The following is a 13,860-nucleotide window of genomic DNA, read 5'->3' on the forward strand; positions in this document are numbered from 1 at the left end:
GTGATGACGCCATCGCCGGCAAGCCAGCTCCTACAGGGTTCGCGTGGACCTTGTAGGAGCTGGCTTGCCGGCGATAGCGGTGGTTCAGGCAACTACAAAGGTGACTGACTCACTTCGCCATCCACCAATCGCCGAATCCCCAGCGGATTCGCGTTCTGCAACGCCTCGGGCAACAACGCATCCGGGTAATTCTGGAAGCACACCGGCCGTAGGAATCGATCAATCGCCAGCGTCCCCACCGACGTCCCGCGAGAGTCCGACGTCGCCGGATACGGCCCGCCATGCACCATCGCCTCACAGACTTCGACCCCGGTCGGATAGCCGTTGAGCAAGATCCGCCCGACTTTTTCCTGTAGCAATTGCGCCAGCCAGCGGTATTCCAGCAGCTCTTCGGCCTCGCCGATCAGCGTCGCCGTCAATTGCCCGCGCAGGCCGTGCAGCGCCGCCGCGAGCTGCGCCCGATCTTCGACTTCGATGACGATGGTGGTCGGCCCGAACACTTCTTCCTGAAGCAACTCATCGCCCTTGAGCAGCAGGCTGACATCGGCCTTGAACACCTGCGGTTGCGCCTGATTGCCCTGCTGCGGTTTGCCCGCCAGGTGTGTCAGCCCCGGATGTTCGTGCAATTCCCCAAGGCCTTGGCTGTAGCTGACCAGCGCGCCGGCATTGAGCATGGTTTGTGCCGGCTGCTCGTTCATGTTGGCGCAGAACTGTTGAAGGAAAGCGCTGAACTGTGGCGAACGCAAACCGATGACCAAACCCGGATTGGTGCAGAACTGCCCGCAACCCAAGGTCACCGAACCGGCCAGTTGCGCCGCGATCTGCTCGCCCCGCACGGCGAGGGCTTCGGGCAACAGGAACACCGGGTTGATGCTCGACATTTCGGCGAACACCGGGATCGGTTGCGGCCGGGTCGCGGCCATGTGGCTCAGGGCATTGCCACCCTTGAGCGAACCGGTGAAGCCCACCGCCTGAATCGCCGGGTGCTTGACCAGCCACTCACCGACGCCACCGCCATAAATCATGTTGAACACACCGGCCGGCATGCCGGTGCGTTCGGCGGCGCGGATGATGGCGTCCGCGACCCGTTCGGCGGTCGCCATGTGTCCGCTGTGCGCCTTGAACACCACCGGGCAACCGGCGGCCAGTGCCGAAGCGGTATCGCCACCCGCCGTGGAAAAAGCGAGCGGAAAGTTGCTGGCGCCGAACACCGCCACCGGGCCGATGGCGATGCGGTACTGGCGCAGATCCGGGCGTGGCAACGGCTGGCGATCCGGCAAGGCCCGATCGATCCGCGCACCGTAGAAATCACCGCGCCGCAGGACCTTGGCGAACAGGCGCATCTGGCCGCTGGTGCGCCCGCGTTCGCCCTGGATACGCCCGGCCGGCAGTGCCGTTTCCCGGCAGACCGTGGCGACGAAGTCATCGCCCAGCGCATCGATTTCATCGGCGATGGCATCGAGGAACGCCGCGCGTTTTTCCGCGCTCAGGTTGCGGTAGATCGGGTACGCCGCAGCGGCGGCTTTGGCGGCCGCATCCACTTCGGCTTCAGTCGCCTGGAAGAAGGTGCCGGGCAGCGGCTCGCCGGTGGTGGCATCGAGGCTTTGCAGTTGCAACGTGCCGTTGGCGCTGCGCTGTCCGCCGATGTAGTTGTGTCCAAGTAACATAGTCATGAGGTAATTCCTGATCGATTGGCACAGACCTGTAGGAGCCGGCTTGCCGGCGATTGGCCTTCAAGCCTTGCATCGATCTCTCGGACGCAATCGCCGGCAAGCCGGCTCCTACAAGGGCGGATGTTCCGCCGGCTTTTAGAGCGAACGCACGTGGCCGATGGCCAACGGCTGGGCGCTTTCGCCGATGCCGTTTTCCAACGGCGCGCCAAACGCGTCGAGGCTGATCTGGAAGCGATCCCCCGGCTGGGTTTTCACGCCGTCGGCAAACGACAGCGTCGCAGTGCCGAAGTAATGCACGTGGACATCGCCCGGACGCAAAAACTGCGCGTATTTGAAGTGATGGAATTCGAGGTTGGCGAGGCTGTGGCACATGTTGTCTTCGCCGCTGAGAAACTCTTTTTCCCAGAGGGTTTCGCCGTTGCGGATGATGCGGCTGGTGCCCGCCAGGTGTTTAGGCAACTCACCGACGCGCAGCTCCGGACCATAGGCGCAGAAACGCAGTTTCGAGTGCGCGAGGTACAGGTAATTGCGCCGCTCCATGACATGGTCGGAGAACTCGTTACCCAGCGCATAACCGACGCGATACGGCAGACCGTCATCGCCAATCACATAGAGGCCGGTCAGCTCCGGTTCTTCCCCGGCATCTTCGGCAAACGGCGGCACCGGGAAATCCGCGCCGGGGCGCACGACGATGCTGCCGTCGCCTTTGTAGAACCATTCCGGCTGCGCGCCGACCTGTCCGGCTGCGGGTTTGCCACCTTCCAGGCCCCACTTGAAAATGCGCATGGTGTCGGTCATGCCGGCCTCAACGGCGCCATCCTGCTGGTGCATTTTGTCCCGCGCCGAGGCGCTGCCGAGGTGAGTCAGGCCGGTGCCGCTGATCAGGCAGTGCGCCGGGTCTTCGTGATCCAGCGGCGGCAGGACTTTGCCCTGCTGCAACAGTTGCGCGTAATCCGGGCCAGGTTCAGTGCCGCGTTGGGCCACTTCTTCTTGCAGGCTGCGTTGGGCGCGGATCGCCGCGAGAGCCAGTTCACGAGTGCTCCGGGTGCCTTTGAGCACCTGGACCTGCGAGCCCTCGACGACGCCGACCTGGCGCTCGCCGGCAGTGTTTTCAAATTGAATCAGGCGCATGACGGCCCTCCAGAAAGTCGTGAATGGCGCCGCTCACGAGCGGCGCCTCAAGGTCACTCGATGATGTTGAAGTCGCTCAGGTATTCATCGGAGATTTCCAGGCCCAGGCCCGGCTTGTTGTCGTCGAGCTGGATGTAGCCGTTGACCGGTTGCGGCTCGCCCTTGAACACGTAGTAGAAGAGTTCGTTGCCGACCTCGACGTCGAAGACCGGGAAGAACTCGGCCATCGGCGAGGCGGTGGTGGACATGGTCAGGTGATAGTTGTGCATCTGCCCCGCGTGCGGAATCACCGGCACCGACCAGGCTTCGGCCATGGCGTTGATCTTGCGCGCAGCGGTGATGCCGCCCACACGGTTGGTGTCGTACTGGATCACGTCGACGGCGCGGCGTTCCAGCAGGTCTTTGAAACCGTAGGAGGTGAATTCGTGCTCGCCACCGGAGATCGGCATGATCCCCATTTTTTTCAGCTCGATGTAGCCTTCGATGTCGTCGGCGATCACCGGTTCTTCGAGCCAGCGCGGTTCGAATTCGGCGAGTTTCGGCAACATGCGCCGTGCGTATTCCAGGGTCCAGCCCATGTAGCATTCGAGCATGATGTCGATGTCCGGGCCGGCCAGCTCACGCAGTGCGCGCACTTGTTCGATGTTCTTGCGCATGCCCGCCGGGCCATCTTTCGGGCCGTAGCCGAAACGCATTTTCAGCGCGGTGAAACCCTGGTTCAGATAGCCCTGGGCTTCTTCGAGGAACAGGTCGAGGTTGTCGTTGGCGTAGAGCTTGGAGGCGTAGGTCCAGATCTTTTCCTTGGTGCGGCCACCGAGCAACTTGAACACCGGTTTGTTGACCGCTTTGCCCATGATGTCCCAGATCGCGATGTCGATCGCCGAGATCGCCGCCATGCCGATGCCTTTACGGCCCCAGGCGTGGCTCTGGCGGTACATCTTCTGCCAGATGTATTCGTTGTCGAACGGGTCTTCACCAATCGCAATCGGCGCCAGGTAGGTGTCGATGATTTCCTTGGCAACGCGTGGCGCCAAGGCGCAGTTACCGATGCCGACAAGACCGGTGTCGGTCTCGACTTCCACCACCAGCCAGCCGTGGAAACGGAACGAACCCATGGCGTCGCCACGTTCGAACAGGATGTCGCTGGCGTTGGTGCAGAAGTGCGCTTGTGGTGGGACGACTTTGCCTTTCCACTCGAAAACGCGGGTACGGATTGCTTTGATTTTCATGAATTCAATTCCTTGCTAACGCTTGGGTAGTGATCAGCCAACCTGAGCCGGTGTGAGCTGCGAGGGGGATTTAGGGGTGTGGGTGCTGCGAAGTCGGGACAACAGGACGGCGCCGACAATGCCGACCAGGGCCAGGGCGAACATGCCGGCGCGGGGGTCGGCGAAGCTGGTTTCCATCACGGTTTTCAGGTTCGGCGCGACGAAGCCGCCGAGGTTGCCGATGGAGTTGATCAGGGCGATCCCGCCGGCTGCGGCGGCACCGCTGAGGTAGCTGGTGGGAATGGTCCAGAACAGTGGCTGCACCGAGACGAAACCGGCAGCGGCGAAGCAGAAGGCGATGACCACCGGAACCATGCTGGTGCCCAGCGCCGAGGCAGCAATGCCGAGGGCGGCCATGGTCAGCATGCACACGGCGAGGCGACGATGTTGCCCGGTGCGGTCGGCGTAGCGAGTGACGAGACGGGTCACGACCAGGGCGCAGATCCACGGTATCGCGGTGATCAGGCCGACGTTGAGGCCGACGTGGCCGTCGAGCAGCCCGGCGATGCGCGTCGGCAGGTAAAACACCACGCCGTACACGCTCATCTGAATGGTGAAATACGCCAGGCAGAATTGCAGCACCCGAGGGTTGCGCAGCGCACTGAGAAAACCATGGGGGCTGCTGTCTTTTTTCTTCGCGTCTTCTTCGCTGAGCGCGGTTTGCAGCGCCTGCTTTTCATCGACGCTCAACCACGTGGCATCGGCCGGGCGGTTGACCAGATAGAAGTACGCAGCGATGCCGACCACCGACGCCATCAACCCTTCGACGACGAACAACCATTGCCAGTTGGTCAGGCCGAACACGCCATGGAAGTCCAGCAACCAGCCCGACAGCGGGCTGCCCAGCACCAGCGCCAGGGGCAAGCCGAAATAGAACAGACCGAGCGCCTGACCACGGCTTTGTGCCGGGAACCAGTAGGTGAGGTAAAGGATGATCCCCGGGAAGAAACCGGCTTCGGCGACACCCAGCAGGAAGCGCAGGACGTAAAAGGTTTCGGCGTTGTGGGCGAACATCATTGCCGCCGACACCAGGCCCCAGGTGACCATGATCCGGCACAGCCAGACCTTCGCGCCGAGGCGGTGCAGCATGTAGTTGCTCGGCACTTCGAAGAACGCGTAGCCGATGAAGAAGATGCTCGCGCCGAACGCGAACGCGGCATCGCCCAAACCGGTGTCGGCCTGCAACGCGGCTTTGGCGAAGCCGACGTTGGAGCGATCGATGAAGGCGAGGATGTACATCAGGATCAGAAACGGCAGCAGACGCAGCCGGCTTTTGGAGATGGCACTGGACAGAGCCAGGGCGAAATCTGGACGAGTCATGTGAAGGTTCCTTTGCTGCCGGTATGTGCCTTGCGGAAGTGACAAGGCGGGCTTTTTGTAGTTGTAGAATCGTGCGATCGAGGCGGCTCGGGTGGCCGGCTCTGGTCATTCGATGGAGCGACTTTAGCCAGCGCACAGGGCGGCGGATAATCACTTATGCACATCCATCGATAACCTGGGGTGATAGGTAAGTGCGGTTATTGCCTAGATCGAGTTATCAGGCGCCCCCTAAAACAACTGTGGGAGCGAGCCTGCTCGCGAAGGCGATCTGACAGGCACATTGCAGTGACTGATAGAGCGCTATCGCGAGCAGGCTCGCTCCCACATGGGGTTTTGCGTTGATTGAACAACCTGGCAGCACCACGCATTACTGTAGGAGCCGGCTTGCCGGCGATAGCGGTCTGACAGTCGCCTTATGGGTGTCTGTCGGATCGCTATCGTCGGAACGCCGCCCGCAGCAAGCCGGCTCCTACAGGGGGATTGCGTGTGTCAGTGAGTTTTGTGGGGGGTCAGTAGTGGTTGGTGCCCATCCGGCAGGCGATTTCGAAGGCCTGGCGGATCGCGCCGGGGTTGGCTTTGCCCTGCCCCGCGATATCAAACGCGGTGCCATGGGCCGGTGTGGTGATGGGGATCGGCAAGCCGCCCTGCACCGTCACCCCACGGGAGAAGCCCATCAACTTGATCGCGATCTGTCCCTGGTCGTGGTACATCGTCACCACCGCATCAAAGGCGCTCGCATCGCCCTGCACCTTGAGGAAAATCGTGTCGCCCGGGTACGGACCTTCGGCCGCAATCCCCAACGCCTGCGCCGAACGTACGGCCGGGCCGATGATGTCCAGTTCTTCTCGACCGAACGAGCCGTTGTCGCCGTTGTGCGGGTTCAGGCCGCACACGCCGATGCGCGGTTTCGCCAGGCCGTTGCGTTTGAGCGCAGTGTCGATCAGCTGGATCGCTTCCACCACCCGCGCTTGCGTCAGCATGCCCGGCACCTCCGCCAAGGCCACATGCGAGGTCACCCGTGACGTCCAGAGGTTGTCGAGCACATTGAATTCACAGAATGGCCCGTGGAAATCCAGCAGCTCGGCGAACCAGTGCAACTCGTCGTTGTGGGCCATGCCGGCCATGTGCAGCGAGGTCTTGTTCAGCGGCCCGAACAGCACAGCGCCGGTGGTGCCGGCCTCGGTCAGGCGCAGGGCTTTTTCCAGAGTGTCGAGGCTGTAGCGGCCACCAATAACGCTGGCTTCACTGCGCGGGAATTCGCCGATGGTGTCGCCGCGAAAGTCATAGAACAACGGCGTGTCATCGACAAATGACAGCTGATCCAGCGACTCGACGCGACGGTACGGAAATTCCACCCCGGCGATGCGCATGCCGCGCCGCATTTCCGCCTCGTCGGCAATCAGGATCACGTTGGCCTGGCTGCGAACCTGAGGCTCGGCGAGCAGGCGTGCGATCAGTTCCGGGCCGATGCCCGCCGGGTCGCCCAGGACCATGGCGATGGTTGTCTTGCTCATGCTTCACTCCTCAAGGGTTCGGGCCATGTACGGTCAATGGCGCTAGGCTCGCAGCGATAAACCCGCTGCGCGTTGCTGTAGAACAGGCGCTCCTGATCCGCCCATGGCAGGTCAGCAACGATGGATTTGAAACCGCTGTAGATGTCGTCGAACGAGCCGCACAGGCTGTCTACCGGAAAGTTGCTGGCGAACATCACTCGCTCGGTGCCGAACATGGCGATCACTTCGCGCACGATCCAGGCATTGTCTTTGGCGCGCCACGCCTGCCCTTTCAGGCCCAGGCCAGAAACCTTCACCTGCACGTTCGGCCACTCGGCCAGTCGTGCCATCGCCAGACGCCATCCCGCCAGGCCTTCGGCGCTGCGGTCATTGGGCAACCCGGCGTGGTTGAGAATCAGCGTGGTGCCGGGAAAGTCCCGGGCCAGCCGTTCGGCTTCGTAGAGGTTCCACCAGGGTGTCTGCAAATCGAAATGCAGCCCCAGCCCTTGCAGCGCGGCGTAACTGCGGCGCCAGTGTTCATCGCTCATCAGGCTGCGCAGATGGCCCACCTGCGCCGTCGAAGTCGGGCCACCGGGTTTGTGGCGCACGCTGCGTACGCACTTGAAACTCGCCTGCTCGGTGAGCACCGCGATGGCGTCCGGATGATCGAGCCAGGCCTGCGCGACGATTGCATTCGGTACGCCATAACGCGCCGCCAAACCTTCAATGAATCGGGTTTCGCCAATCGGGTCTTGCGGGTCCCATTCGGTCTCGATGTACACCGTTTGCACGACGTTATGCGGCCCGGCATCGGCGAAGTAATCGTCGGGAAAATAGCGCCGCTTGATCGCGCTGTAGTCACCGTAGCGAAACGGGATCCTGGCTTCAGGCGCGAGCCACGGATGGTGATTGATCGTCGGGTCCCAGAAGTGGTGATGGGCGTCGATGATCGGCCCCGTATACAACTCAGTCATGGCGCACCTCGTCGAGGCTGATGAACAGCGTGGCGAAAACGAAGACCGCCGAACACGCCGCAAAGAAACCCAGCACCGGCGCGAATCCACCGGCCATTTGCAGGATCACGCCGACCAGGATCGGCACCGCAATCCCGCCCGTGCTGCCGGCCATGTTCATCACGCCGCCGATCAGGCCGACCCGCGCCGGCGCCGCCAGCAATGCCGGGAAGCTCCAGTAGAGGCTGCCCCACATCAGGAAAAACGCAGTCATGGCCAACAACGCCACGGCGGCAAAAGGGTTAGTCAGGGTCGGCAACAACAGAAACGCGCCGAGAGCCACCAGACCGGAAAACGCCAGCAGGCTCTTGACCGCCACACCGCGACTGACGCCTTTGCGGATCAGCCCGTCGCAGAGGAAACCACCGGTCAACGAGCCGAGCGCACCGCAGACAAAAATCACGAAGGTCGCCGCGCCAATGCCTTTGATATCAAAGCCGCGAGCCTGCGCCAGATAACTCGGGCCCCAGGTCAGCAAGCCGAAATACACCATCGCCCAACTGGCGCGGCCGATCAGCAAACCGCTCAGGGAACGGGCCGCAATGCCCAGGCCTTTGACCGGCACTCGCGCCGCTTTGGCTGCCGGCGTGGCGCGCCCGGCGTTGATCTTCTCGAGTTCTTCGGCATTCACTTGCGGGTGACTGGCCGGGTCATCGCGCAGATACCGCCGCGCCAGCCACGCCAGTACCAGCGTCGCGATACCGGCAATCACGAACGCCAGGCGCCATGAGTCCAGCGACGCGATCAGATAAGCAATGATTAGCCCGCCCAACGCCACGCCCAACGGGCTGCCGCTGTCCATCAGCACCGCGCCGCGACTGCGCTCGCTTGGCGCCAGCCACAACGAAATCAATTTGCCGCCCGACGGGAACAAGGGAGCCTCGGCGGCACCGAGTGCAACGCGGGCGAACAACAATGACAAGCCGCCCGTGGCAAATGCCGCCAACACTTGAAACGTCCCCCACAACCCGGTGGACCAACTGATGACCCGGTGCGGGCCGAAGCGGTCGATCATCCAGCCGCCGGGAATCTGCAACAGCGCATAGGCCCAGAAGAAGCTGCTGAGGATCAGGCCTTGCATGCTCGGCGACAGGGAAAACTCATGGGCGATGGTCGGCATCGCAATGGACAGCGACACCCGGTCGATGAGGTTGACCATGGTCAGCGCGAAGATGATCGCGAAGATCCGCCAGCGCACATTGCTGGCCTTGGTGGTGCCGGTCAGCGGTGTGGCCGCTGCGGCGGGTTGGGCAACTGCGCCGGGCAATTGCAGGGAAGCACTGGGACGAGCCATGGTGCGTACCTCGAATTTATTATTTTTGTGAAGTTGCAAACGCTGACCTGTAGGAGCCGGCTTGCCGGCGATGGCGGTGTGTCAGGCACCATCAATGTTGATTGATACGCCGCTATCGCCGGCAAGCCGGCTCCTACAGGGTTCGCGTTTTGCCGCGTTTTTCACGGCATTGGTGAGCACTATCGAAGGCTCACTGATAACCGTCTAATCAAAACTTGAAATAAGGCGATAGCCTCGGGTTATGTCATGCCCTGCTTTCAGGGGGCTTTCAATGGATAAGGCCTGCACACACTTTCCACTCAAACTGCTCTGGCGCAAGGCCTGCGGCGATCTTCACGATTTTCCCCGCCCTGAGCTATAACCCCAGGCTATCGGTGTATGTATTGTTTTGACTAGACGCGACGCCTGCGGCTTCCCACACTCGGGCCAGGCTTGCAGCTTTACCGCTTTGACAAGTCACTCATAACAACTACAAAAACGAGGCCCTTCCATGCGAAATGCATTCGTCCGTCGCACATCCCGTCTGTTTCTTGGCTGCACGCTGGTCGCCGCCGGCGCCCTTCCCGCTCTCGCTCATGCAGCCTGGCAACCAGACAAGAACGTCGAAATCGTCGTCGCTGGCGGTCCCGGTGGCGGCACCGACCAGCTCGGCCGTTTGATCCAGTCGATCATCACCACCCACAAGCTGCTCGACGTGAATACCATCGTCCTCAACAAGGGCGGCGGCAATGGTGCCGAAGCTTTCCTCGACCTGAAAATGAACAAGGGCGATCCGGAAAAACTGGTGATCGGCACCAACAACATCTACCTCTTGCCGCTGGTGTCCAAGCTCGGCTACCAATGGCAGGAACTGACCCCCATCGCCGCCGTGGCCGAGGACGATTTCATTCTCTGGAGCTACAAAGACGCACCGTGGAAGGACGCCAAGGGCTTCTACGAAGCGGTCAAGGCTGACCCGTCGAACCTGCGCATGGGCGGCAGCCAGTCCAAGGACGTGGATCAGACCCTGACCCTGCTGTTGAACCAGACCACTAACAGCAAACTGGTGTACATCCCGTTCAAGAGCGGCAGCGAAGCCGCGACCCAACTGGCCGGCAAACACATCGCCGCCAACGTCAACAACCCCAGCGAAAGCATCAGCCAATGGCGCGGTGATCAGGTCGAGCCGCTGTGCGTGTTCAGTAAAGAGCGCATGAGCTACACCGAGAAAGTCGCCGGCGACAAATCCTGGGCCGACGTGCCGACTTGCCACGAACAGGGCCTGGGCATCGATCAGTACCGCTTCCCGCGCACCGTGTTCATGCCCGGCGAAGTCACCGCCGAGCAACGGGCGTTCTATGTCGAGCTGATGCGCAAAGTCACCGAAACCCCGGAGTTCAAGGCCTACGTCAAACAGAACGCACTGGTGCCCACCTTCCTCGAAGGCGAGCCGCTGACCGCCTACATTGAGAAAGACACCGCCCGCGTCACCCCGGTGTTCAAAGAAGCCGGCTGGCTGAAAAACTGAGTTGCCGACGGCCGTCCGCCTGCGCACGGCCGTCACCTCTGGAGGTGTCTTCATGTCCCATTCTTCGGATTCACCGGCGCTGGTCGGTACCCGCTGGGTCGAACTCGGCCTGACTGTCTTCACTGCGCTGATCGGCGTGGTGGTGATGTTCGGCAGTGTCGAACAAGGTATCGGCTGGGGCGATTCCGGCCCCGAGCCGGGTTACTTCCCCTTCTACATCGGCCTGATGCTCAGCGCCGCAAGCGTGGCCAACGGCGTGTTGACCCTGGTGCGCTGGCACGCCCTGAGCATTGCATTCGTCAGCCGCAGTGCGTTCAAGCAAGTGTTGTCGGTGTTCATCCCGATTGCGCTGTTCGTGGGCGCCATGCCGTTCACCGGCATCTACGTGGCGTCGGCCTGCTTCATCGCCTGGTTCATGTGGCGTGACAAGGTCCGCGCCAAGCCTTACGGCAAACTGATGATCGGCAGCGTGTCCCTTGGCGCGGTGCTGGCCAGTTACCTGATTTTCGCGCTGTGGTTCAAGGTCCCGCTGGATGCCGGCCCGATGGGCGACTGGATTGCCCTGGCCGGGAGAAATTTCAAATGAGCGAGTTCGATTCCCTGCTGCAAGGCATGAACCTGATCCTGACCCCGGGCCACATCGGCCTGATGGTGATCGGCGTGCTACTGGGCATTCTGGTCGGCGTACTGCCCGGCCTCGGTGCCCCCAACGGCGTGGCGTTGTTGCTGCCGCTGACGTTCACCATGTCGCCGGTGTCGGCGATCATTCTGCTGTCGTGCATGTATTGGGGTGCGTTGTTCGGCGGCTCGATCACCTCGATCCTGTTCAACATCCCCGGTGAGCCCTCATCGGTGGCGACGACCTTCGACGGCTACCCGATGGCCCGCGAAGGTCGCGCCGCCGAAGCCCTCACCGCCGCCTTCAGTTCGGCACTGATCGGCGCATTGGCCGGGGTGTTGTTGCTGACGTTCCTGTCGACCAAGATCGCCGCATTCGCCATGTCGTTCAGTTCACCGGAGTTCTTCGCGGTGTACCTGTTGGCGTTCTGCACCTTCATCGGCATGAGCAAGAACCCGCCGCTGAAAACCGTGGTGGCGATGATGATCGGTTTCGCCATGGCGGCGGTCGGCATGGACACCGTATCGGGCAACCTGCGCCTGACCTTCGACCAGCCGATCCTGATGACGGGCATCAGCTTCGAAGTGGCGGTGATCGGCCTGTTCGGCATCGGTGAAATCCTTTGCACGGTCGAGGAAGGCCTGGTGTTTCGCGGCGAGCATGCGCGCATTACACCAATGGTGATTCTGCGTACCTGGGCCAAGTTGCCGCGTTACTGGTGGACGATTGTGCGCAGCACGCTGGTTGGTTGCTGGATGGGCATCACGCCGGGCGGCCCGACGGCGGCCTCGTTCATGAGCTACAGCCTGGCGCGGCGCTTCTCGAAGAATCGCGAGAACTTCGGCAAGGGTGAACTCGAAGGCGTGATCGCCCCGGAAACCGCTGACCACGCCGCCGGCACCAGCGCCCTGCTACCGATGCTGACCTTGGGCATTCCCGGTTCCGCTACGGCAGCGGTGATGCTCGGTGGCTTGATGATCTGGGGCTTGCACCCTGGCCCGACGTTGTTCGTCGAGCAGCACGATTTTGTCTGGGGCCTGATTGCGAGCATGTACCTGGGCAACGTGGTGAGCCTGATCGTGGTGCTGGCCACCGTGCCGCTGTTCGCTTCGATCCTGCGCATTCCGTTCTCGATCATTGCGCCGATCATCATCATGGTTTGCGCCATCGGTGCTTACTCGGTGCACAACTCGTTCTTCGACGTGGTGCTGATGCTGGGCTTCGGCGCGCTGGGTTACTTGTTCAAGAAACTCGGTTACCCGATTGCGCCGCTGGTGTTGGCGGCAGTGCTGGGCGACAAGGCTGAGGATGCGTTCCGTCAATCGATGCTGTTTTCTGACGGCCACTTGGGGATTTTCTGGTCCAACCCGCTGGTGGGCAGCCTGACCACGGCGGCGCTGCTGATGCTGTTCTGGCCGCTGATTTCCAAAGGGTTGAGCAGCCTGATGGGCCTGCGCAAACCTCACGTCGCCAAGACCAAATCGGTGCTGTGACACGGCAATGCTGGCAACGCCTGACATTTGTTGTCAGGCTTGCCGCAGTCTTTTTCGCGAGCGCGGCCCATGACCCGAATTCCTGATGCCAATGTGATCCACAGTCGACTGCGTCTGCGCCAATTGCGGTTGATGCTGGCGTTGCAGGAACTCGGCTCGCTGCGCCGCGCCGCCGACCACATCGGCATGACCCAACCGGCAGCGACCAAGATGTTGCACGAGGCCGAGGACTTGCTCGGCGTCGAACTCTTCGAACGTCTGCCTCGGGGCATGCGCTCTACCCCGTTCGGGGAGACCGTCATCTACTACGCGCGCATGGTGTTTGCCGAACTCAGCGGCATGCGTGAAGAACTGGTCGCCCTGGAATCCGGCAACCTCGGGCGTGTCGCCGTCGGGGCGATTCCGGCGTTGGCCTCGGGGTTGCTGACCCGCACCATTGCCACCTTGAAGAAAAGCCATCCACGGTTGTCGATGAGCATTCAGGTCGACACCAGTGATGTACTGGTGCAGGCACTGTTGCAGGATCAGCTCGACATTGTGTTGGGGCGGATTCCGGCGGGTGCGCGGGCCGAAGAATTGCTGTTCGATAGTTTGGGTGAAGAGGAGCTGTGCGTGATTGCCGGTGCGCAGAATCCATTGGCTCGGGAGAAGAACCTGAGCTGGGCGGAATTGCAGAACATGACGTGGGTGTTGCAACAGCAACCGAGCCCGATGCGCGCGATCATCAATCAGGTGTTTCACAATGCGCGGGTCGACATTCCCAGCAGTATTGTTGAAACCACGTCGATCATGACCTTGCTGTCGTTGATCCAGCAGACCGACATGCTCGGCGTGACGCCGGTGTCGGTGGTCGAGGATTATCCGGGGCGTGATTTGCTGGCGGTGTTGCCGATCAAGTTTGAAGCGCGGTTGCCACCGTATGGGTTGATTACCCGGCGTCATCGTATTCAGTCTTCGGCGATGCAGGCGTTTATGAATTCGGTGCGGGCTGAGCATGCGTTGAGTAAGTAGGCCTTTGGGTATGCGTATATATCCGTTGCTTCGGTAAC

General features: G+C 61.7%; 11 protein-coding genes. 4 read left to right on the plus strand and 7 right to left on the minus strand.

The window, feature by feature from the left end; all coding sequences use genetic code 11:
* Positions 1 to 92: 92 nt before the first annotated feature.
* The 7 genes from J4E42_RS27955 to J4E42_RS27985 all read right to left on the minus strand — a co-directional run bounded on the left by J4E42_RS27955 (position 93) and on the right by J4E42_RS27985 (position 9,192).
* A complete protein-coding gene (locus J4E42_RS27955; RefSeq protein WP_207286666.1) occupies positions 93 to 1,673 on the minus strand; it encodes an aldehyde dehydrogenase (NADP(+)) in 1,581 nt (526 codons plus the stop codon).
* Between the two features lie 135 nt (positions 1,674 to 1,808).
* Positions 1,809 to 2,804: an AraD1 family protein gene (araD1, locus tag J4E42_RS27960; RefSeq protein ID WP_207286667.1), complete on the minus strand. Its 996-nt coding sequence runs from the start codon at positions 2,802 to 2,804 to the stop codon at positions 1,809 to 1,811.
* A 53-nt stretch (positions 2,805 to 2,857) separates the two neighbouring features.
* On the minus strand, positions 2,858 to 4,033 hold the full coding sequence (locus J4E42_RS27965; RefSeq protein ID WP_008043480.1) for an L-rhamnonate dehydratase: 1,176 nt from the start codon (positions 4,031 to 4,033) through the stop codon (positions 2,858 to 2,860).
* A gap of 33 nt (positions 4,034 to 4,066) precedes the next feature.
* Positions 4,067 to 5,392: an MFS transporter gene (locus tag J4E42_RS27970; protein ID WP_008043481.1), complete on the minus strand. Its 1,326-nt coding sequence runs from the start codon at positions 5,390 to 5,392 to the stop codon at positions 4,067 to 4,069.
* A 509-nt stretch (positions 5,393 to 5,901) separates the two neighbouring features.
* Positions 5,902 to 6,906, minus strand: coding sequence for a 4-hydroxythreonine-4-phosphate dehydrogenase PdxA (locus J4E42_RS27975; RefSeq protein WP_008029054.1), 1,005 nt, complete (start codon positions 6,904 to 6,906; stop codon positions 5,902 to 5,904).
* Entirely contained in the window at positions 6,903 to 7,859 is a 957-nt protein-coding gene (locus J4E42_RS27980) for an amidohydrolase (protein ID WP_008029057.1), read from the minus strand. Before J4E42_RS27980 ends, J4E42_RS27975 begins: the two co-directional genes overlap by 4 nt.
* Positions 7,852 to 9,192: an MFS transporter gene (locus J4E42_RS27985; protein WP_207286668.1), complete on the minus strand. Its 1,341-nt coding sequence runs from the start codon at positions 9,190 to 9,192 to the stop codon at positions 7,852 to 7,854. Before J4E42_RS27985 ends, J4E42_RS27980 begins: the two co-directional genes overlap by 8 nt.
* 490 nt (positions 9,193 to 9,682) lie before the next feature.
* Between J4E42_RS27985 and J4E42_RS27990 the strand changes: the two genes are divergently transcribed.
* From J4E42_RS27990 to J4E42_RS28005, 4 genes are all read left to right on the plus strand, one after another.
* Entirely contained in the window at positions 9,683 to 10,699 is a 1,017-nt protein-coding gene (locus J4E42_RS27990) for a tripartite tricarboxylate transporter substrate binding protein (protein WP_207286669.1), read from the plus strand.
* Positions 10,700 to 10,751: 52 nt separating this feature from the next.
* On the plus strand, positions 10,752 to 11,285 hold the full coding sequence (locus J4E42_RS27995; protein ID WP_008029063.1) for a tripartite tricarboxylate transporter TctB family protein: 534 nt from the start codon (positions 10,752 to 10,754) through the stop codon (positions 11,283 to 11,285).
* On the plus strand, positions 11,282 to 12,811 hold the full coding sequence (locus tag J4E42_RS28000; RefSeq protein WP_192225918.1) for a tripartite tricarboxylate transporter permease: 1,530 nt from the start codon (positions 11,282 to 11,284) through the stop codon (positions 12,809 to 12,811). Before J4E42_RS27995 ends, J4E42_RS28000 begins: the two co-directional genes overlap by 4 nt.
* Positions 12,812 to 12,880: 69 nt before the next feature.
* Positions 12,881 to 13,822, plus strand: coding sequence for a LysR family transcriptional regulator (locus J4E42_RS28005; protein ID WP_008029067.1), 942 nt, complete (start codon positions 12,881 to 12,883; stop codon positions 13,820 to 13,822).
* Positions 13,823 to 13,860: the final 38 nt, after the last annotated feature.

Source organism: Pseudomonas sp. FW300-N2A2, assembly GCF_017351735.1.
GTDB classification, from domain to species: Bacteria; Pseudomonadota; Gammaproteobacteria; order Pseudomonadales; family Pseudomonadaceae; genus Aquipseudomonas; species Aquipseudomonas migulae.